20 protein-coding genes and 2 pseudogenes are annotated in these 18,423 nt (G+C 67.1%); 14 read left to right on the top strand and 8 right to left on the bottom strand.

The features are described from left to right. Nucleotides 1–14: 14 nt before the first annotated feature. Nucleotides 15–1,121, bottom strand: a complete 1,107-nt coding sequence (locus BGI51_RS01840) for an alpha/beta hydrolase (RefSeq protein ID WP_187980136.1) — start codon at nt 1,119–1,121, stop codon at nt 15–17. A 91-nt stretch (nt 1,122–1,212) separates the two neighbouring features. Here BGI51_RS01840 and BGI51_RS01835 point away from each other — a divergent pair, with 91 nt between their 5' ends. Continuing rightward, entirely contained in the window at nt 1,213–1,431 is a 219-nt protein-coding gene (locus BGI51_RS01835; protein WP_187980135.1) for a hypothetical protein, read from the top strand. On the opposite strand, the pseudogene BGI51_RS01830 reads toward BGI51_RS01835, so the two are convergent. Next, nucleotides 1,428–2,410: pseudogene (locus BGI51_RS01830) on the bottom strand (DctP family TRAP transporter solute-binding subunit). The gene BGI51_RS01835 and the pseudogene BGI51_RS01830 sit on opposite strands and share 4 nt — an antisense overlap. A gap of 167 nt (nt 2,411–2,577) precedes the next feature. Here BGI51_RS01830 and BGI51_RS01825 point away from each other — a divergent pair. After that, nucleotides 2,578–3,411, top strand: a complete 834-nt coding sequence (locus BGI51_RS01825; protein WP_133862833.1) for an aldo/keto reductase — start codon at nt 2,578–2,580, stop codon at nt 3,409–3,411. Here the strand turns inward: BGI51_RS01825 and mnmC are convergent. Further along, on the bottom strand, nt 3,408–5,345 hold the full coding sequence (gene mnmC, locus BGI51_RS01820) for a bifunctional tRNA (5-methylaminomethyl-2-thiouridine)(34)-methyltransferase MnmD/FAD-dependent 5-carboxymethylaminomethyl-2-thiouridine(34) oxidoreductase MnmC (protein ID WP_187980134.1): 1,938 nt from the start codon (nt 5,343–5,345) through the stop codon (nt 3,408–3,410). The two genes, BGI51_RS01825 and mnmC, sit on opposite strands and share 4 nt — an antisense overlap. 55 nt (nt 5,346–5,400) lie before the next feature. Further along, nucleotides 5,401–5,616 (bottom strand): DUF6316 family protein, encoded by a 216-nt coding sequence (locus tag BGI51_RS01815; RefSeq protein WP_133862831.1) that lies wholly within the window; start codon nt 5,614–5,616, stop codon nt 5,401–5,403. 297 nt (nt 5,617–5,913) lie between these two features. On the opposite strand from BGI51_RS01815, the gene BGI51_RS01810 reads away from it, so the two are divergent. The 7 genes and pseudogenes from BGI51_RS01810 (at nt 5,914) to BGI51_RS01780 (ending at nt 11,301) form a co-directional block, all read left to right on the top strand. Beyond that, nucleotides 5,914–6,552, top strand: a complete 639-nt coding sequence (locus tag BGI51_RS01810; protein WP_059315912.1) for a peroxiredoxin — start codon at nt 5,914–5,916, stop codon at nt 6,550–6,552. A 164-nt stretch (nt 6,553–6,716) separates the two neighbouring features. Continuing rightward, nucleotides 6,717–7,303 (top strand): annotated as a pseudogene (ssuE, locus tag BGI51_RS01805) (NADPH-dependent FMN reductase). A gap of 15 nt (nt 7,304–7,318) precedes the next feature. Beyond that, the gene (locus tag BGI51_RS01800) at nt 7,319–8,284 is read left to right on the top strand and encodes a sulfonate ABC transporter substrate-binding protein (RefSeq protein ID WP_187980133.1); all 966 of its coding nucleotides are present in this window, start codon (nt 7,319–7,321) and stop codon (nt 8,282–8,284) included. 23 nt (nt 8,285–8,307) lie between these two features. Beyond that, nucleotides 8,308–9,456: an FMNH2-dependent alkanesulfonate monooxygenase gene (gene ssuD / locus BGI51_RS01795; protein WP_187980132.1), complete on the top strand. Its 1,149-nt coding sequence runs from the start codon at nt 8,308–8,310 to the stop codon at nt 9,454–9,456. Between the two features lie 11 nt (nt 9,457–9,467). Continuing rightward, nucleotides 9,468–10,256: an aliphatic sulfonate ABC transporter permease SsuC gene (ssuC, locus tag BGI51_RS01790; RefSeq protein ID WP_187980131.1), complete on the top strand. Its 789-nt coding sequence runs from the start codon at nt 9,468–9,470 to the stop codon at nt 10,254–10,256. Next, nucleotides 10,253–11,062, top strand: a complete 810-nt coding sequence (gene ssuB / locus BGI51_RS01785; RefSeq protein ID WP_133862826.1) for an aliphatic sulfonates ABC transporter ATP-binding protein — start codon at nt 10,253–10,255, stop codon at nt 11,060–11,062. The genes ssuC and ssuB overlap by 4 nt, the downstream gene beginning before the upstream one ends. A 23-nt stretch (nt 11,063–11,085) precedes the next feature. Next, entirely contained in the window at nt 11,086–11,301 is a 216-nt protein-coding gene (locus BGI51_RS01780) for a TOBE domain-containing protein (RefSeq protein WP_010795839.1), read from the top strand. A 171-nt stretch (nt 11,302–11,472) separates the two neighbouring features. Here BGI51_RS01780 and BGI51_RS01775 read toward each other — a convergent pair whose 3' ends face one another. From BGI51_RS01775 to BGI51_RS01765, 3 genes are all read right to left on the bottom strand, one after another. Further along, nucleotides 11,473–12,033 carry an RBBP9/YdeN family alpha/beta hydrolase gene (locus BGI51_RS01775; protein ID WP_187980130.1) on the bottom strand — a complete coding sequence of 187 codons (561 nt, stop codon included), beginning with the start codon at nt 12,031–12,033 and terminating at the stop codon, nt 11,473–11,475. Between the two features lie 228 nt (nt 12,034–12,261). Beyond that, on the bottom strand, nt 12,262–12,882 hold the full coding sequence (locus BGI51_RS01770) for an NAD(P)H-dependent oxidoreductase (protein ID WP_133862824.1): 621 nt from the start codon (nt 12,880–12,882) through the stop codon (nt 12,262–12,264). Continuing rightward, nucleotides 12,869–14,263 (bottom strand): class II fumarate hydratase, encoded by a 1,395-nt coding sequence (locus BGI51_RS01765; RefSeq protein ID WP_187980129.1) that lies wholly within the window; start codon nt 14,261–14,263, stop codon nt 12,869–12,871. Before BGI51_RS01765 ends, BGI51_RS01770 begins: the two co-directional genes overlap by 14 nt. A gap of 172 nt (nt 14,264–14,435) precedes the next feature. On the opposite strand from BGI51_RS01765, the gene BGI51_RS01760 reads away from it, so the two are divergent. The 5 genes from BGI51_RS01760 (at nt 14,436) to arfB (ending at nt 17,511) form a co-directional block, all read left to right on the top strand. Next, the gene (locus tag BGI51_RS01760; protein ID WP_133862822.1) at nt 14,436–14,972 is read left to right on the top strand and encodes a DUF2059 domain-containing protein; all 537 of its coding nucleotides are present in this window, start codon (nt 14,436–14,438) and stop codon (nt 14,970–14,972) included. A gap of 100 nt (nt 14,973–15,072) precedes the next feature. Further along, nucleotides 15,073–15,384: a BolA family protein gene (locus BGI51_RS01755; RefSeq protein ID WP_187980128.1), complete on the top strand. Its 312-nt coding sequence runs from the start codon at nt 15,073–15,075 to the stop codon at nt 15,382–15,384. 123 nt (nt 15,385–15,507) lie between these two features. Beyond that, nucleotides 15,508–16,461, top strand: a complete 954-nt coding sequence (trhO, locus tag BGI51_RS01750; protein ID WP_187980127.1) for an oxygen-dependent tRNA uridine(34) hydroxylase TrhO — start codon at nt 15,508–15,510, stop codon at nt 16,459–16,461. 1 nt (nt 16,462) lies between these two features. Then, the gene (locus BGI51_RS01745; RefSeq protein WP_183628568.1) at nt 16,463–17,098 is read left to right on the top strand and encodes a DsbA family protein; all 636 of its coding nucleotides are present in this window, start codon (nt 16,463–16,465) and stop codon (nt 17,096–17,098) included. A gap of 2 nt (nt 17,099–17,100) precedes the next feature. Next, a complete protein-coding gene (gene arfB / locus BGI51_RS01740) occupies nt 17,101–17,511 on the top strand; it encodes an alternative ribosome rescue aminoacyl-tRNA hydrolase ArfB (RefSeq protein ID WP_133862845.1) in 411 nt (136 codons plus the stop codon). Between the two features lie 17 nt (nt 17,512–17,528). On the opposite strand, the gene BGI51_RS01735 is transcribed toward arfB, so the two are convergent. Continuing rightward, nucleotides 17,529–18,374, bottom strand: coding sequence for a universal stress protein (locus BGI51_RS01735; RefSeq protein ID WP_158894109.1), 846 nt, complete (start codon nt 18,372–18,374; stop codon nt 17,529–17,531). Nucleotides 18,375–18,423: the final 49 nt, after the last annotated feature.

The following is an 18,423-nucleotide window of genomic DNA, read 5'->3' as shown; positions in this document are numbered from 1 at the left end:
CGAGCGAGCCGCCGTTACTTGCCCAGGTCGGCCTTGAGCCGGCTGCCGGCGTAGGCCTGGGCGTCCTTGGCCTTCTGCACCACGGCAGCGGTGCCAAAGAACTCGTGGGTAACGCCCGGATAGACCTTGCGCTCCACCTGCACGCCGGCCTGGCGCAGGGCGGTTTCCAGGAAGCCACCGTCATCCCGCAGGGGATCGATCTCGGCATTGACGATGGTTACCGGCGGCAGGCCGGCGAGGTCGGCCCGGGTCAGATCCAGGCGTGGATCCTTGAGGTCGGCGGGCGTACGGGTCACCTGCTCGACAAACCACAGCATCATCGGCCGGTTGAGCGGCTTGGCGTCGTCATACTGTTCATAGGACTGGGTATGGGTGTTGGTCTGGGCCACCGGATAGACCGACAGCACGTGCTTGGGCGCGGTGAGACCAGCCTTGCGCGCCGCCACGGCGGTCGCCACCGCCAGGTTGCCCCCGGCGCTTTCGCCGGCCAGGGCCAGGCGCTGCGGATCGCCATTCAGCGAGGCGGCATGGGTAGTCACCCAGCGATAGGCCGCCAGGGCGTCGTCATGGGCGGCGGGAAACTTGTATTCGGGCGCCTGGCGATAGTCCACCGACACCACGATGGCATTGGCCTGCTTGGCCAGACCGCGGGCGCCAGCGTCGTAGACGTTGCGATCGGCGAACACCCAGCCGCCGCCATGGAAATACAGGATGACCGGGAAGGGACCCTGGCCTTCGGGGGTGTAGATACGGGCCGGCAGCACACCGGCGGCGCCGTCGACGGCGCGGTCGACGCTGGTCACGCCCGGCACCAGGGCTTCGGGCTGGGTGGGACGACCTTCGTCCTGCAGGACGCCCTTGACCGCATCGGCGATGGTAGGCTGCTTGCGGGCCTGCTGGGCGGTGAGTTTTTCCACGGCCTTGGGATCGAAGCTGGCGTACCTGTCGAGCACCTTCTGCATGTCGGCATCGGTACGCGCCATGCTCTTGGCATTGCTGACCGCTTCGGCACCCAGCGAACGTTTTTCCGGATCGCGGGCGCAGCCGGTCAGGGCGAGGCCGGCGCCAACCAGGGCCAGGGCGAGGAGGGTGGGTTTGCTACGCAAGACGGACAGCGGCATGGCGAAGATCCTGTGCGAATTCGAGGGGACTACCCTTAAACCGACATGCTTATCGCGCGAGAGGTTCCAGCGAACCGCCGGCAGGACCCTGGTGATCTTCCTGCTGGGACTGGTGGGTACCCACGCCTTCGCCGAGCCGGCGGCCTACTGGCGCTGGCGCAGCAACACGGATGGCCAGGAGTTCTGTACCCAGACGCCGCCGGGCGCGGGCTGGGTCAGGGTCGCGGGGCCCTTTCGCGATCTGCAGTGTCGCGAGCCGGGCAATCTGCCCTTGCGCCGCTGGGCCGTACCGCCGCAACAGCGCTTCTAGTTCGAGGTCTCGGCAGCCTTGAGCAGGGAGGCGCCGAGCTCGCCTTCGTAGCGTTGCCACACCGGGCGCATGGCCTCGCGCCAGCGGGTCCGCTGCTCGGGGTGAGGGTGATGATCTCGCTGCCGCCCGCGGCGGCGATGCGCGCGCGATCGCGCTGATTTTCCGCCTCGGATTGCTTCTTCACCTCGAAGGTCACCTGGTCGATGATTTCCTCCAGGGTGCTGCGTACGGCGAAGGGCAGGGTGCGCCAGCGATCCGCCTTGACGATCAGCATGTAGTCCAGGGCGCCGTGATTGCTTTCGGTGAAATAGCGCTGCTGCTGATCGAGGCGCTGACTCCAGTAGTTGGACCAGGTGTTCTCGGTGGCATTGACGGTGCCCGTGGTGAGCGCCTGCAGGGTCTGGTTGAAGGGCAGCCTGACCGCCGTGGCGCCGAGGGCCTCGAATTGGCTCTGGAGGACGTCGGAATTCTGGATGCGGAATACCAGCCCCCTGGCATCGCCGGGTTCGCGCAAGGGTTTGCGCGCCGCCAGCTGCTTGAGGCCGTTGGGCCAGTAGGCCAGGCCGATGATGCCGGCCGGCTCCAGACTGTGCAGCAGCTGGCGACCACTGGGGCGGGCCTGGAAGTGATCGAGGGCCGCGCGACTCTCGAACAGGAAGGGCAGGTCGAACAGCTTGAGCTTGGGACTGAGTTCGGTGAGCTTGCTGATCGCCGGCGCCAGGATGTCGACCTTGCCGTCCTGCAGCGCCTGGAGTTCGTTGGCGTCGGTGAAGGCCGTGCCGCTGGGCATCACCTCCAGCTGGACCTGCCCGGCGAGGCGCTGCGCCACCAGTTGCTGGAACAGCTGAGCACCCTTGCCCTTGGGGGTCTCCGGTGCCACCACATGGGAAAACCTCAGAGTAATGACATCAGCGTAGCTGGAGGTCATGGGCAGGGCAGCAGAGAGCAGGGCGCAAAGGCCCAGGATCGACGGTTTCATGGCAGGTCCTAGTGGTTATTCTTGGAATCCTTATAGGCGTACTTTACCAGTGCGACGTCAGGTCGCAGGGCCTGTGGGGAGGCGTTGGCTGCCGTTTGGCGGATGACCGGGAGAATCGGCGTCGCGCTGGCGTTCCAACGTCCACACCCCAAGAGAAGGATGCGTCCATGAATACCGCTCAAACCGTTCGTTTGCCCGATGGCACTACCGTTCCGGCGCTGGGCCAGGGAACCTGGCGCATGGGCGAGAACGCCGACCTGCATCGCCAGGAGGTCAGCGCCCTGCGTCAGGGCCTGGACCTGGGGCTCACCCTGATCGACACCGCCGAGATGTATGGCGAAGGCCGCGCCGAGGAACTGGTTGGCGAAGCCATCGCCGGGCGGCGGGACGAGGTGTTCCTGGTGAGCAAGTTCTATCCGAAGAATGCCACCGAAGCCGGGGTACCTTTGGCCTGCGAACGCAGCCTGAAGCGCCTGGGCACCGATGTCATCGACCTCTATCTGCTGCACTGGCGCGGCCAGGTGCCGCTGATCGAGACGGTCATGGCGCTGGAGAAGCTGCGCGACGAAGGCAAGATCCGCCACTGGGGCGTGTCCAATCTCGACACCAGCGACATGCTCGAATTGAACGATGATCGCTGCAGCGCCAACCAGGTGCTCTACAATCTGGAACAGCGCGGCATCGAGCATGACCTGCTGCCCTGGAGCCAGCGTCAGCAGATGCCGGTGATGGCCTATTGTCCGCTGGGGCAGGGCGGCGATCTCTTGCGGCACCCCACCTTGGCAACCCTGGCCGAGCGGCATCAGGCCACCCCGGCGCAGATCGCCCTGGCCTGGGTGCTGCGTCAGCCGGGCGTGATCGCCATTCCCAAGGCGGGCGATGCCGGACATCTCGAAGAGAATGCGCGGGCCTTGGATCTGCGCCTGAGCGAAGAAGACTTCGCGCTGCTCGACGGTGCCTTTCCGCCGCCGCAAAGCAAGACGCCGCTGGCGATCATCTAGCCGCCGCGGATCAGCCGGCGCAGGGGAAAGCGAGTGGGGTGGCAGGCTTCGGCCACCCGTCGGGCCACCGGCAGGGGTTCGTCTTCCAGCCAGGCCACCAGCAGTTCGGCGGCCAGCGGGGTGGTGACCAGGCCACGCGAGCCGTGCGCCAGATTCACATAGAGTCCCGTACGCCAGGGCGCCGCCTGCTCGGGTACCTGGCGGGCATCGTAGGCTAGCGCCTGGTACTGCTGGGCGAAGGCGACTTCATCCACAACCGGGCCGACCAGGGGCAGATAGTCCGGCGAGGTGCAGCGAAAGGCCACCCGGCCTTCCAGCGTTTCGGCCTCGTAGCCGGCGGCCAACGCGGGCGACAGCTCGGCGAGCAGCTGCAGATTGCTCTGGTGTTCCGCCTGGCTGGGCTCGGTGTCGTCCCGGTCGAAGACGAAGCTGGCGCCCAGGCAGTGCCGACCTTCCCGCGCCGGAGCAAGATAGCCTTCGCCGCAGACCACGGTCGCCAGCGCCTGGCTGTCCGGGGTTTCCGGCAGCGCGGACAGTTGCCCGCGGATCGCCTTGAGTGGCAGCTCAGGCAGTAGCGTCCTGGCCTGGGCGGCGCTGGCCACCACGACCACCGTCGCTGCCAGCGGCGCACCCTGGGTGCGGGCCTGCCAGCCATGCTCGGTTTGTTGCAGAGCGGTCACCTCGGTATGGGTGACCAGCTCGATGTTCGGATGAGTCAGCCAGTGCGCGCACAGGGCGGGCGGATGCACCCAGCCCCCTTCCGGAAAGAACAGGCCACCCGCCGTCAGACCGATGCCGGCCCTGTTGCTGGCGGCTTCCCTATCCAGCGGTTGCAGCAGATCGGCGGGGAAGTGCGCCGCCAATTGCGCCTGCCGCTGGGCGTCCTTGTCCGTCAGCGCCAGTTGCAGCACCCCACAGGGTGACCAGGCGGCACCCGGCGGCAGTGCCTGGAGCTCGCGCAGGGTCAGGCCGAAGCCGTCGAGGATCAGCCGGCTGAGCGGGGTGTCATGGGCCGACAGCTTGAGATAGAGCACCCCCTGGGAGTTGCCGGAGGCTTCCTGGGCGGGCGCCCCGTGGCGCTCGACGACCCGGACCTGCCAGCCGCGACGCGCGAGACTGGCCGCGGTGGCGCAACCGGCCAGGCCGGCGCCTATGACCAGCGCCGTGCGTGGGCCCCGGGGGCGCGGTGGGCGGGCATACCAGGGCACGGCGGCGGGGATGACCGGGCGTTCCAGCGCGCCGGCCAGCATTTCCCGCTTGTGGCCGAAGCCGGGCACCTTGGCCATGGCGAAACCGGCCTCGTTCAGGCCACGGCGGACGAAGCCGGCACAGGTGAAGGTCGCCAGGGTGGTGCCGGCGTGGGACAGCCGCGCCAGTTCGGCGAACAGCGCGGGCGTCCACATCTCGGGATTCTTGGCCGGGGCGAAGCCGTCCAGGAACCAGGCGTCGCACCGGGCATCCAGTTCGGGCAGGCGCTCCAGCACATCGCCGACCAGCAGGGTCAGGGTGACGCGCCCGTCGTCCAGGATCAGGCGCTGGAAGCCCGGATGGATGGCCTGGTACTGCCGCTGCAGCGCCGCGCTGTAGGGGGCGAGTTCCGGCCAGAGGGTCAGTGCCTGGGCGAGATCGGCGGCGGTCAGTGGAAAGCGCTCGACGCTGACGAAATGCAGGCGTGCTTCCTTTGGAGCCAAGGCGGCGAAGAGTTGCCAGGCACAGAGGAAGTTGAGGCCGGTGCCGAAGCCCGTCTCGCCTATGGTGAAGACATCTCCCGCGGCCAGCGCGGTGAAGCGTTCGGCCAGGCGATTCTGCTGCAGGAAGACGTAGCGCGTCTCTTCCAGGCCGCTGGCACGGGAAAAGTAGACATCGCCATAGGCGCGGGAGAGCGGTTGCCCGGAGGCGTCCCAGTCGAGCTGGGCGTGCTGGAAGTCGGTCATGAGCGGCGCGGCCTGGCATTCAGGGCGCGCAGTCTAAAGGATCGAGCACAGGCGGTCAGACGTTGCTGACGGATTGGCGCATCAGGCCCTGAGAGGTTTGCAGCCGTTCGACATAGCGATCGATCTGGTTGAGGGCTTCCTCGCGGCTGAAGAAGGGGCCTTCCAGGGTGCCTTCGCGGGTGGTGAAGAAGAACTGGCCGTTGACCACGCTGACGCGCTCGCTACGGAAATGGGTGGTGGCACCGGGGTCGTCATTGCGTTTGCCGAACATGAGAATCTCCTCCTCGTCTTGCCAACAGACCATGGCGAGCGCTGCGGGTTGCCCCGCTCGGCCGAATTGCGGTCCGTCGATCTTCCTTAGGTGTAGCACCCTAGCGGGCGCTGCGCCCGGGTGGAAAAAGCGCGACGGAATTGTGAGGATGATCACGCGGCACGTGGCGTCGCGACCGGGGGATGGCCCAAGAGGGGTCGGCTTTCGCGTTATAACCACAGCGTGATCCGATCTTTCCCGCCCGCTCTGGTGGGCGGCATAGTGCCGCTATCCCTACCTGCATCAGGAGAACTGCCAATGACCATCCGTCTGGGCGACATCGCCCCCGATTTCGAACAGGATTCCAGCCTGGGTCGCATCCGCTTCCACGAGTGGCTGGGCGACAGCTGGGGCGTACTGTTCTCCCATCCGGCCGACTTCACCCCGGTCTGCACCACCGAACTGGGCCTCACCGCCAAGCTCAAGGACGAATTCGCCAAGCGCGACGTCAAGGTGATCGCCCTCTCGGTGGACGGTCTGGAATCGCACCAGGGCTGGATCAAGGACATCGAGGAAACCCAGGCCACCGCCGTGGGCTTTCCGATCCTGGCCGACGCCGATCGCAGCGTCTCGACCCTCTACGACATGATTCACCCCAACGCCAACGACACCCTCACCGTGCGTTCACTGTTCATCATCGATCCGCAGAAGAAGGTGCGGCTGTCGATCACCTATCCGGCCAGCACCGGGCGCAACTTCGACGAGATCCTGCGGGTGATCGATTCCCTGCAGCTCACCGACAACCACAAGGTGGCGACCCCGGGCAACTGGAAGGATGGCGACGACGTGGTCATCGTGCCGTCGCTCAAGGACGAGGAAGAACTCAAGCGGCGTTTTCCCAAGGGCTACACCGCGGTGAAACCCTATCTGCGCCTGACGCCCCAGCCCAATCGCTGAAATTTCCTGCGACAACCCGACCCCGGCTCAAGCCGGGGTTTTGTTTTTCTGGTTATAACCAAGTGCCGAAAGGGTATTTTTAGGGAATAAACACCCGCTGCTAAGGTCCGCTCATTCCTTTTTCGAGCGGCGCGACACCGCTCTTTTTTCTCCAGGAGACGGCGATGCAGGTGGTGACTTTGGCAGGCAGTCCGGCAGCGCGCTCGCGCTCCAGCGGCGTGCTGGATCTGGCAGCGAACTGGCTGCAGGGGCGCGGCGTGGAACTGTCCCGCTGGCGCATCCAGGACTTTCCCGCCGCCGACCTCATCGGCGCCCGTTTCGACAGCCCGCCCGTGGTGGAACTGATCGCCCAGCTGCAGGCCGCCGATGGCCTGGTGATCGCCACCCCGGTCTACAAGGCCTCCCTGGCCGGCGCCCTCAAGACGCTGCTGGACCTGCTGCCCGAGCGCGCCTTGGCACTCAAGGTGGTGCTGCCCCTGGCCACCGCCGGCTCCAGCGGTCATCTGCTGGCCATCGACTACGCGCTGAAGCCGGTGCTCTCGGCGCTCAAGGCCCAGGAAGTCCTCAACGGCGTCTTCGCCGACGACAGCCAGGTCAGCTACACCGAGACCGGGGTCGCCCTGACCCCGGCGCTGGAGCAGCGCCTGCACGAATCCCTCGAACAATTTCACGCGGCCCTGGTGCGGCGTCCCCAACCCCTGACCCCGAGCTGCTGGCCGATCGCATCGGCCAGGCGCGCTGGGGCATCTGACCAGGAGCCTTAGTCATGCAGTTCTCCTTCACGCGCTCGCTGCTCGCCGTTTCCCTGCTGACCCTGGCCGCCGGCCTGGCCCAGGCGGAAGAGACGGTGCGCATCGGCTACCAGAAGTACGGCACCCTGATCACCCTCAAGGCCCGCGGCACCCTGGAGCAGCGCCTGGCCAAGGACGGCGTCAAGGTGCAGTGGACCGAATTCCCCGGCGGCCCGCAGCTACTGGAAGGCCTCAACGTCGGCAGCATCGATTTCGGCGTGACCGGGGAGACACCGCCGGTGTTCGCCCAGGCCGCCGGCGCCGACCTGGTCTATGTGGCCCACGAGCCGCCGGCGCCCACCAGCGAAGCCATCCTGGTGCCCAAGGATTCGCCGATCCGGTCGCTGGCCGATCTCAAGGGCAAGAAGATCGCCCTGAACAAGGGCTCCAACGTCCACTACCTGCTGGTGCAGGCACTGGCCAAGGCCGGCATCCCCTACCAGGACATCCAGCCGGTCTACCTGCCGCCCGCCGATGCCCGGGCCGCCTTCGAGCGCGGCGCGGTGGACGCCTGGGTGATCTGGGATCCCTACCAGGCCGCCGCCGAGACCCAGTTGCAGGCGCGCACCCTGACCGATGCCACCGGCCTGGCCGACAACCACCAGTTCTATCTGGCCACCCGCAGCTTCGCCAAGGCTCATCCCGAGCAGGTCGGCGCCATCGTCGACGAGGTGCGCTCGGTGGGCGAGTGGGCCAAGGCCCACCCGGACCAGGTCGCCGCCCAGGTGGCGCCCCTGCTGAACCTGCCGCTGGAAACCGCCGAGCGGGTGGTCAGGCGCCAGGGCTATGGCGCCCGCTTCATAAGTCCCGAGGTCGCCGCGCAGCAGCAGAAGATCGCCGACGCCTTCACCGCCCTCAAGTTGATTCCCAAGCCGCTGGTCATCCGTGACGTGGTGTGGACCCCGCCCGCCAGTCTGCAGACCGCTGCCGCCAAACCCTGATTTCGCCTGCTGGAGAAAGCCCCATGAGTCTCGATATCTTCTGGTTCCTGCCGACCCACGGCGATGGCCACTACCTGGGTACCGCCGAAGGCGCCCGCGCCGTCGACCACGGCTACCTGACCCAGGTCGCCCAGGCCGCCGACCGCCTGGGCTTTGGCGGGGTGCTGATCCCCACCGGCCGCAGTTGCGAGGATTCCTGGCTGGTGGCCGCCTCGCTGATCCCGGTCACCCAGAAACTCAAGTTCCTGGTAGCCCTGCGCCCCGGGATCATCTCGCCCACCGTGGCAGCGCGGCAGGCGGCCACCCTGGATCGCCTCTCCGGCGGCCGGGCGCTGTTCAACCTGGTCACCGGCGGCGATCCGGACGAACTGGCCGGTGACGGCCTGCACCTGTCCCACAGCGAAAGATACGAAGCCTCGGTGGAATTCACCCGCATCTGGCGTCGCGTGCTGGAAGGCGGGACGGTGGACTACGACGGCAAGCACATCCAGGTGAAGGGCGCCAAGCTGCTCTATCCGCCGCTGCAGCAACCGCGCCCGCCGCTGTACTTCGGCGGCTCCTCCGATGCCGCCCAGGACCTCGCCGCCGAGCAGGTGGAGCTCTACCTGACCTGGGGCGAGCCCCTGGACGCGGTGCGCGAGAAGATCGAGGCGGTCAGGGCCAAGGCCGCCGCCCAGGGCCGCACGGTGCGCTTCGGCATCCGCCTGCACGTGATCGTCCGCGAGACCAATGAAGAGGCCTGGCGGGCCGCCGACCGGCTGATCGCCAATCTGGACGACGCCACCATCGAAAAGGCCCAGGCCGCCTTCGCCCGCTTCGATTCCGTCGGCCAGCAGCGCATGGCGGCCCTGCACGGGGGCCGTCGCGACAAGCTGGAGATCGCGCCCAACCTCTGGGCCGGTGTCGGCCTGGTGCGTGGCGGTGCCGGGACCGCGCTGGTCGGCGACGGTCCCACCGTGGCCGCGCGGGTCAAGGAGTATGCCGCCCTCGGCATCGACACCTTCATCTTCTCCGGCTATCCGCACCTCGAAGAATCCTATCGGGTGGCCGAACTGCTGTTCCCGCACCTGCCGGTCAAGCGGCCGACCCAGGTCGAAGGCGCCAATTACGTGAGTCCCTTCGGCGAGATGGTGGCCAACGACATCCTGCCGCAGAAAGCGGCGCAGAGCTGAGGGAGGCAGGCATGAACAGCACGATCGAACGTCAACTGCAGCGCCTGGCGCCCTGGGTGGTGCCGGTGGCCCTGGTCGTCGCCTGGCAGCTGGCGGTCAGCAGCGGCCTGCTGTCCAGTCGCATCCTGCCGTCGCCGGCGGCGGTGCTGGAAGCGGGCTGGAGTCTGATCAAGAGCGGCGAGCTCTGGCAACACCTGGCCATCAGCGGCTGGCGCGCCGGCATCGGCTTCGCCATCGGCGGCAGCATCGGCCTGGCGCTGGGCTTCATCACCGGGCTGTCGAAATGGGGCGAGCGCCTGCTCGACAGCACCCTGCAGATGGTGCGCAACGTGCCGCACCTGGCGCTGATCCCGCTGGTGATCCTCTGGTTCGGCATCGACGAGTCGGCCAAGTTGTTCCTGGTGGCCCTGGGGGTGTTCTTTCCCATCTACCTCAACACCTACCACGGCATCCGCAACGTCGATCCGGCGCTGGTGGAGATGGCCCGCAGCTACGGCCTCTCCGGGGCGCGGCTGTTCTGGCACGTGGTGCTGCCGGGCGCCTTGCCGGCCATCCTGGTGGGGGTGCGCTTCGCCCTCGGCCTGATGTGGCTGACGCTGATCGTCGCCGAGACCATTTCCGCCAGCTCCGGCATCGGCTACCTGGCGATGAACGCCCGGGAATTCCTGCAAACCGACATCGTGGTGCTGGCCATCCTGCTCTACGCCATCCTCGGCAAGCTGGCGGATCTCGCCGCCCGCGGCCTGGAGCGTGCCTGGCTGCGCTGGCACCCGGCCTATCAGAAGGGAGCCCACGCATGACCAGTCTGCAAGCCGTTCCGCCGCTCTCGCGGGGCATCGCCCTGAAGCTGCAACAGGTGGTGAAGACCTTTGGCGAGCGCACCGTACTCCACGGGATCGATCTGCAGATCCCGGCTGGCCAGTTCGTTGCCGTGGTGGGCCGCAGTGGCTGCGGCAAGAGCACCCTGCTGCGCCTGGTGGCCGGTCTCGACCGCGCCAGTGGCGGCACCCTGCTGGGTCAGGACGAACCCCTGGCGGAGCACCGCGAAGACACCCGGCTGATGTTCCAGGATGCGCGCCTGCTGCCCTGGAAACGCATCATCGACAACGTCGGTCTGGGCCTCAGGGGCGACTGGAAACCGCGCGCCCTGGAAGCCCTGGCGGCGGTCGGCCTGGCGGATCGCGCCCAGGAGTGGCCCTCGGCGCTGTCCGGCGGCCAGAAGCAGCGCGTGGCCCTGGCCCGCGCCCTGATCCACCAGCCGCGCCTGCTGCTGCTGGACGAACCGCTGGGCGCCCTGGATGCCCTGACCCGAATCGAGATGCAGCAACTCATCGAAGGCCTCTGGCAGCGCCACGGCTTCACCGTGCTGCTGGTGACCCATGACGTGGGCGAGGCGGTAGCCCTGGCCGACCGCGTGGTGCTCATCGAAGACGGCCATGTCGGTCTGGATCTCGACGTCAACCTGGCGCGCCCCCGGGCCGCCGGCGATGCCCAACTGGCGCGCCTGGAAGCCGAGGTACTGGCCCGGGTGCTGCAGCAACCGCTCAATCCCGATCTACCCGAAATCGTGCAACCCCTGCCCACGCAACTGCGCTGGGCCTACTGATCGCTCATCCGAGGAGTTCTGCCATGACCATCAAGGCCATCAACGTTCGCAACCAGTTCAAGGGCACCATCAAGGAAATCATCGAAGGCTCGGTGCTCTCCGAGATCGACGTCCAGACCGCCGCCGGCATCGTCACCTCCGTCATCACCACCCGCTCGGTCAAGGAGCTGGAACTGGTGGTGGGCAGCGAGGTGATCGCCTTCGTCAAATCCACCGAGGTGTCCATCGCCAAGCTGTGATGCGGCCCTGGTGGTGAGGAAACCCGCCCTGGTGGCGGGTTTTTTGTTTTGGCCTTGAGATGTTGGGCTCGAGAAGGCAAGCCGCTCCCCGTGGCAGACACGCCAGCGCCCCGGCTGAGCCAGGGAAGCGCCTGGGACCGGGGCGTTATGAAAGATTCGGAAGAGCGGGGATCAGGCGACGTGCAGGCCCTGGCTCGACCCCAGCTTCGCCAGGTGGATCAGGCCTTCTTCCCACTGCCGATGCCCGGAGCGGGTGTTGATATGGCCGGCACCCGGGAGGATGTCCAGGTCGCTATCCCAGTCGCGTGCCAGGGCTTCGGCCCGGGCGAGACTGATGGCGTGATCGTTGTCCGAAGTCACTATCCGCGAACGAAAGGGCAGTGGCTCCTGTGGCAAGGGCGCGAAACCCACCAGCTCCGCCGGGCAACCCGGGCGCTCGACGTCGGCCGGCGCCACCAGCAAGGCCGCCAGCACCCGCTGCCGACGGGCCACCGGGGCACTGGCCGCCCAACGCGCGACGGTCACGCAGCCCAGGCTATGGGCGATCAGCACCACCGGCGCATTGCCTTGGGCGATGGCTCTGTCGAGCGCGGCGACCCAGAGCTGCGGATCGGGACGCTGCCAGTCGTCCTGCTCGACGCGATGGGCGTCAGGCAGCAGGCGCTGCCAGTGAGTCTGCCAATGATCAGGGCCGGAACCTTGCCAGCCAGGAAGGATGAGATAGCGGGTCATGGCGGAGCTCCGCGGACGAAAGGGAGAGCCGATAGTGCCGATGGATGATCCGCAGGAGAAAGAATAAAAGGCGCTTTGGTTATGCTCGGAGCTTGAGTCGGGGTTGGCCGCGGTAGACCCGTAGGTTGGGCTCAGACGGCGCCATCGTCGAAGCCCAACAGGGCCAATGTCGAAGTGCTGTTGGGCTTCGCTGGCGCTCAACCCAACCTACCAAGGCCCTTGGGTGGACTATTCGTTCCGTCCCAACCGCTCCACTTCCTGCAACCAGCGCAGCCGCTGTTCCTCGTCCGCCGCTCGCACCGGCGAGTACTCGTGGACCTGCAGCACCTGGATGCCGCAGGCTTCCAGGCCTTCCTGGATGCCCTGGCGATGGGGCGCCTGGTTGCGCAGGCGCTGCCAGGGGGAGGGCGGGGTGTCGGAGGTGACCAGCAACTCGGCGCTGCGGCCGGTCAGCAGGGGCTCGCCGCCCCAAGTCTGGTCGCGCTGGGCGAAGGCGAAGCCCGGTTGCAGCACCCGCTCCAGAAAACCCGCCAGTACCGCCGGCAGGCCGTTCCACCACACCGGGTAGATGAACACCAGGTGCTCGGCCCAGTGGATCTGCCGTTGGGCTTCCAGCAGATCCGGCTCCAGGGTCTGGGAGAGGTCATAGCCTTCGCGCAGTACCGGATCGAACTGGGCGTCGGCCAGCTTGAGCTGACGCACCACCTGGCCGCTGGCCTGGGCGCCTAGGACATAGGCGTCGGCCAGCGACTGGCAGAAACTGGTGCGCTTGGGATTGCCCTGGATGACCAGCAGGCGCCGGCCATCCCCTTCCAGCGGCGTGGCGCCGCGAGCCTCAGCCACGGCCACCGGCTTCCAACATGGTTTCCGGACGGACCCACTCGTCGAACTGCGCATTGGTCAGATAGCCGAGCTCCAGCGCGGCGGCGCGCAGGGTCTTGTTCTCGCCGTAGGCCTTCTTGGCGATCTCGGCGGCCTTGTCGTAGCCGATGTGCGGATTGAGCGCCGTCACCAGCATCAGCCCCTGTTCCAGGTGTTCGGCCATCTTGTGCTCGTCCGGCTCCATGCCGGTGACGCAATGGGTGTTGAAGTTGCGACTGCCATCGGCCAGCAGGCGGATGGATTCCAGCACGTTGTGGGCAATCACCGGCTTGTAGACATTGAGCTGCAGATGGCCTTGGCTGGCGGCGAAACCGACGGTGACGTCATTGCCGATCACCTGGCAGGCCAGCATCGACAGCGCCTCGCACTGGGTCGGGTTGACCTTGCCCGGCATGATGGAACTGCCCGGCTCGTTGGCCGGCAGCTTTACCTCGGCGAAGCCCGCGCGCGGACCGGAACCCAGCAGACGCAGGTCGTTGGCTATCTTCATCAGCGCCACGGCCAGGGTCTTGAGACCACCGTGCAGGGCCACCAGCGGCTCATGGCCGGCGAGGGCGGCGAACTTGTTCGGCGCGGTGACGAAGGGCAGGCCGGTGAGTTCGGCGATTTCCTTGGCGATGGCTTCGTCGAAGCCCTTGGGCGCGTTCAGGCCGGTGCCCACTGCGGTGCCGCCCTGGGCCAGTTCCAGGACCGCCGGCAGGGCGTTGCGGATGGCGCGCTCGGCCAGGTCCAGCTGGGCGACGAAGGCCGACAGCTCCTGGCCGAAGGTCACCGGGGTGGCGTCCATCATGTGGGTGCGGCCGGTCTTGACCAGGTTCTGGTAGCGCGCCGATTGCAGCGCTAGGCCGCCGGACAGCTCGGCGATAGCCGGCAGCAGGTCGTTCTGCACCGCCAGGGCGGTGGCGATGTGCATGGCGGTGGGGAAGCAGTCGTTGGAGCTCTGGCCGCGATTGACGTGGTCATTGGGATGGACCGGCTGCTTGCCACCCATGCCATTGCCGGCCAGTTCGTTGCTGCGTCCGGCGATGACCTCGTTGACGTTCATGTTGCTCTGGGTGCCGCTGCCGGTCTGCCAGACCACCAGCGGAAACTGGTCATCGTGGAAGCCGTCGAGGATCTCGCTGCTGGCCTTCTCGATCAGGGTGGCGACGTCTTCCGGCAATTCGCCAAGACGCAGGTTGACCCGCGCGGCCGCCTTCTTCACCGTCGCCAGGGCATGCACCACCGCCAGCGGCATCTGCTGGTTGCCAATGGCGAAGTTTTCCAGCGACCTCTGGGTCTGGGCGCCCCAGTAGACGTCGTCGGCTACTTCGATGGGGCCGATGCTATCGGTTTCGGTACGGCTCATGGCGGTCTCCGCTTATAAGGTGTGGGTCCAGCTAACTTGGGCAGCAGGTTAGCGCCAGGGTTCCCAAATGGGAAGTGTTCTCAAATGCGCGACCGTCGTCGATAAGTTCAGGCCAGGTTCAGCCGCTCTGTGGCACACTCGCGGTCCATTTTCAGCCTCCTGAAGGATGCCCATGAAGAAGACCCTCCGTACGCTTGGCGCCGTCGTTGTGCTCGCCAGCGCCAGCAGCTTCGCCCTGGCCGACGCCAAGAGCCACGCGGCCGACGCGGAGCGCTTTCTCAAGCTGGCCAACGCCGACAAGCTGACCACGCCGGTCTACGCCCAGGTCCAGCAGCTCTTCGCCCAGCACTTCGAGCAGGCCAAGTCGCCGGCCAAGAAAGCCGTGCTGGAAAGCTACACCGCCCGCGCCAACCAGGCGCTGGACAGCACCATCGGCTGGGAAAAGATCAAGCCCGAGATGGTCAAGCTGTACACCGACAACTTCACCGAAGACGAGCTGGAGGGCCTGATCAAGTTCTACCAGTCCGATCTGGGCAAGAAGATGATCGCCACCCTGCCGCGCCTGTCGGCGCAGTCCGCCCAGCTGACCCAGGCCAAGCTGGAGCAGGCGGTACCCAAGGTCAACGGCATCCTCGCCGAGATGGACAAGGAGCTGGGCGTGAAGCCGCCGGCCGGTGCCGAGAACGCACCCCCGCCCGCCAAGCGCTGATTCAGCCTTGCCACAAGGCCCGGACCCGTTCCGGGCTTTGTCGTTTCCGGGCGGCGCCCAGGCTCGCTAGAATGACGCTTCTCACAGTCGAGGTATCCCCATGAGCATGCGCGAACGTATCCAGTCCAGCCTGGGCCTGTTGCAACCCGAGCACCTCGAGGTGCTGGACGAAAGCCACATGCACAGCCGCGGCCAGGAGACCCACTACAAGGCGGTGGTGGTCAGCGAACACTTCGCCGGCCTCAACGCGGTGAAGCGCCACCAGAAGGTCTACGGCACCCTGGGCGAACTCATGGGCCAGTTCCATGCCCTGGCGCTGCACACCTATACCCCCGAAGAGTGGGCGGCGCAGGGCCAGGCACCGGATTCGCCCACCTGCCGCGGCGGCAGCAAGCACGACCTCGCGGGTTGAACCCGGCGAGCCCTGTTCAGCGGCAGTCCGTATTGGTTAAAATTTGATCGGCGCCGGCATCCTTGCCGGCGTTTTCGTCTAACCGGTCCGCCCTTTGCGAGGGCGACCCCTGGGAACCCGAAGATGACCGACAAGATTGTCGTGGCGGCCTTGTACAAGTTCGTCACCCTGGACGACTACGTCCAATTGCGTGAACCCCTCCTGCAAACCCTGCTGGCGCATGACGTCAGGGGCACCCTGCTGCTGGCCGAGGAAGGCATCAACGGCACCGTCTCCGGCAGCCGCGAAGGTATTGACGCCGTGCTCGCCTGGCTGCGCGCCGATGCGCGCCTGGTGGACATCGATCACAAGGAATCCTACTGCACCGAGCAGCCCTTCTATCGCACCAAGGTCAAGCTGAAGAAGGAGATCGTCACCCTGGGCGTACCCGGCGTCGATCCCAACCGCCGCGTGGGTACCTATGTCGAACCCCGGGACTGGAACGCCCTGGTGGACGATCCCGAGGTGCTGGTGATCGACACCCGCAACGACTACGAGGTGGGCATCGGCAGCTTCAAGGGTGCCATCGATCCCCAGACCAAGAGCTTTCGCGATTTCCCGGCCTATATCCGCGAGCACTTCGATCCGGCCCGGCACAGGAAGGTCGCCATGTTCTGCACCGGCGGCATTCGCTGCGAGAAGGCGTCGAGCTTCATGCTGCAGGAAGGCTTTCCCGAGGTTTTCCATCTCAAGGGCGGCATCCTCAAGTACCTCGAAGAGGTGCCGGCAGCGGAGTCGCGCTGGGAAGGCGAGTGCTTTGTCTTCGACAACCGCGTGACCGTGACCCATGACCTCGCCGAAGGGGTCTACGACCAGTGCCATGCCTGCCGCACGCCGGTCTCGCCGGAAGACATGCAGTCAGCGCATTACAGCCCCGGCATCAGCTGCCCGCACTGCTGGGATTCGCTGTCGGAAAAGACCCGCGCCGGCGCCCGCGAGCGGCAGAAGCAGATCGAGCTGGCGCGCCTGCGCAACGAACCCCATCCCATCGGCCGCGATCCGCGGCTGAACGCCATGCCCAACCCCGAGGAGGTCTAGGATGCCCGGTCGCCTGCTCTATGTGATGGACCCCATGTGCTCCTGGTGCTGGGGCTTCGCGCCGGTGGTCGAGCGCCTGGCCGAGCGGGCGGCCGCCCAGGGCATTCCGCTGCACCTGGTGGTGGGCGGCCTGCGTCGCGAGCGGGTGGCCCAGGACACCGCCAGCCGGGTGCGCACCCTGGCCTACTGGCAGGCGGTGCAGGAGACCACCGGCCAGCCCTTCGCCCTGGACCAGGGGCCGCCGGAAGGCCTGGTGTACGACACCGAGCCGGCCTGCCGCGCCCTGGTCGCCGCTCGCCAGCTCGACGAAGAGGCGGTCTGGCCACTGGCCAAGCGTATCCAGCGGGCCTTCTATGTCGAAGCCCGCGACGTCACCCAGCCGGCGCTGCTGGTGGAACTGGCCGAAGCCTGTGGCCTGCCGCGCATCGAATTCGCGCCGCTGTTCGACGGCGAGCCGGCGCACCAGGCGACCCAGGCCGACTTCGACTGGGCGCTGAATCTGGGTATCGCCGGCTTCCCCACGCTGCTGGCCGAGCGTGATGGTCAGCTGGCGCTGGTCACCAACGGCTACCAGCCGCTGGACGAACTGGAACCGCTGCTGGACGCCTGGCTCAGCCGCGGCGCGCACCTGGCGTGAGTCTGGTCATCGACGAGCGTCTGACGCTGCCCGAGCAGGAAATCCAGCTCACCGCGGTTCGCGCCCAGGGTGCGGGTGGGCAGAACGTCAACAAGGTTTCCAGCGCCGTCCACCTGAGATTCGACATCCAGGCGTCTTCGCTGCCGGAAGCGCTCAAGGAGCGCCTGCTGGCGCTGCGCGACGGGCGCATCAGCCGCGACGGCGTGGTGGTGATCAAGGCCCAGCAATACCGTACCCAGGAGCAGAATCGCGCCGACGCCCTGGAACGCCTGGCCACGCTGATCGCCACGGCCAATGTCCAGGAAAAGCCGCGGCGTCCGACCAAGCCCACCTACGGCTCCAAGCAGCGCCGCCTGGAAGGCAAGTCGCGCCGCAGCGGCCTCAAGGCCAGTCGTGGGCGGGTGGATTTCTAGGCTCCGCGCAGCCTGAGCTAACGCACCACGATCAGCGCGCTGCCGGCGGCTTCCAGCATGTTGCGGGTGTTGCTGCCCATGAAGAAGTGGCGCAGGCGCGAGTGGCCGAAGGCGCCCATCACCACCAGTTCCAAACCGTGCTGCTTGCGATAGCGCTCCAGGCCCAGTTCCACGTCGCCGTCGGTGATGGCGGTGGTGACCGTGCGGCCCCGGGCCCTGAGTTCCTCGGCGGCGCGGGCGAGGGCGGCGCGGCGTTCTTCGCGGTCGCGGCCGACGGTCACCAGGTGGCAGGCCAGGCCGTCGAACAGCCGGCAGGTGGCCACCCAGGTCACCGCCTTGCGCGCGCTGTTGCTGTCGTCGTAGGCCAGCAGCACGCCGCTGGGCTTGACGAACAGGTGGCCGGCCACCAGCAGCGGGCGATGCAGGAGGCGGATGGCGCTTTCCAGGTGGCGGCCGATCAGCCGCTTGGGTGGACTGTCCTCGCCCTGACGGCCCAGCACGATGAGGTCGAAATCCTCCTGCAGACTTTCCAGCGAACCTATCAGGTCACCATGCTGGAGCACGGCCCCGGCGCAGCGCGCCTGTTGCTCCTCCACCCGCAGCTGGGCCGCATCGAGCAGCAGCCGACCCTGGTCTTCCGCCAGGGTGCCGCGCTGGGCATCCAGCGCCGCCAGCTCGGTCAGCAGGTGTTCGCGGTTGACCAGCAGGGGCGGCGTGGCCTGGCCCGGCCGCGGATAGCGGCGCTGATCCAGCACGTGCAGCAGGGTGAGCGGGGCATCCAGGGTGGTGCCGGCCCAGGCGGCGAAGTCGCAGACGGCGGCGCTGACGGCCGAGCCGTCGAGGCAGGCGAGGATCTTGGACATGGCCGCAGGTCTCCAGGAGCAGGACATTGCTGGGAGAGACCCGGGCGCG

The organism is Pseudomonas oryzihabitans (assembly GCF_014522265.1).
Taxonomy (GTDB): Bacteria; Pseudomonadota; Gammaproteobacteria; order Pseudomonadales; family Pseudomonadaceae; genus Chryseomonas; species Chryseomonas aestiva.
The sequence above is the reverse complement of the archived record's forward strand: the minus strand, read 5'-3'. Positions and strand labels throughout refer to the sequence as shown.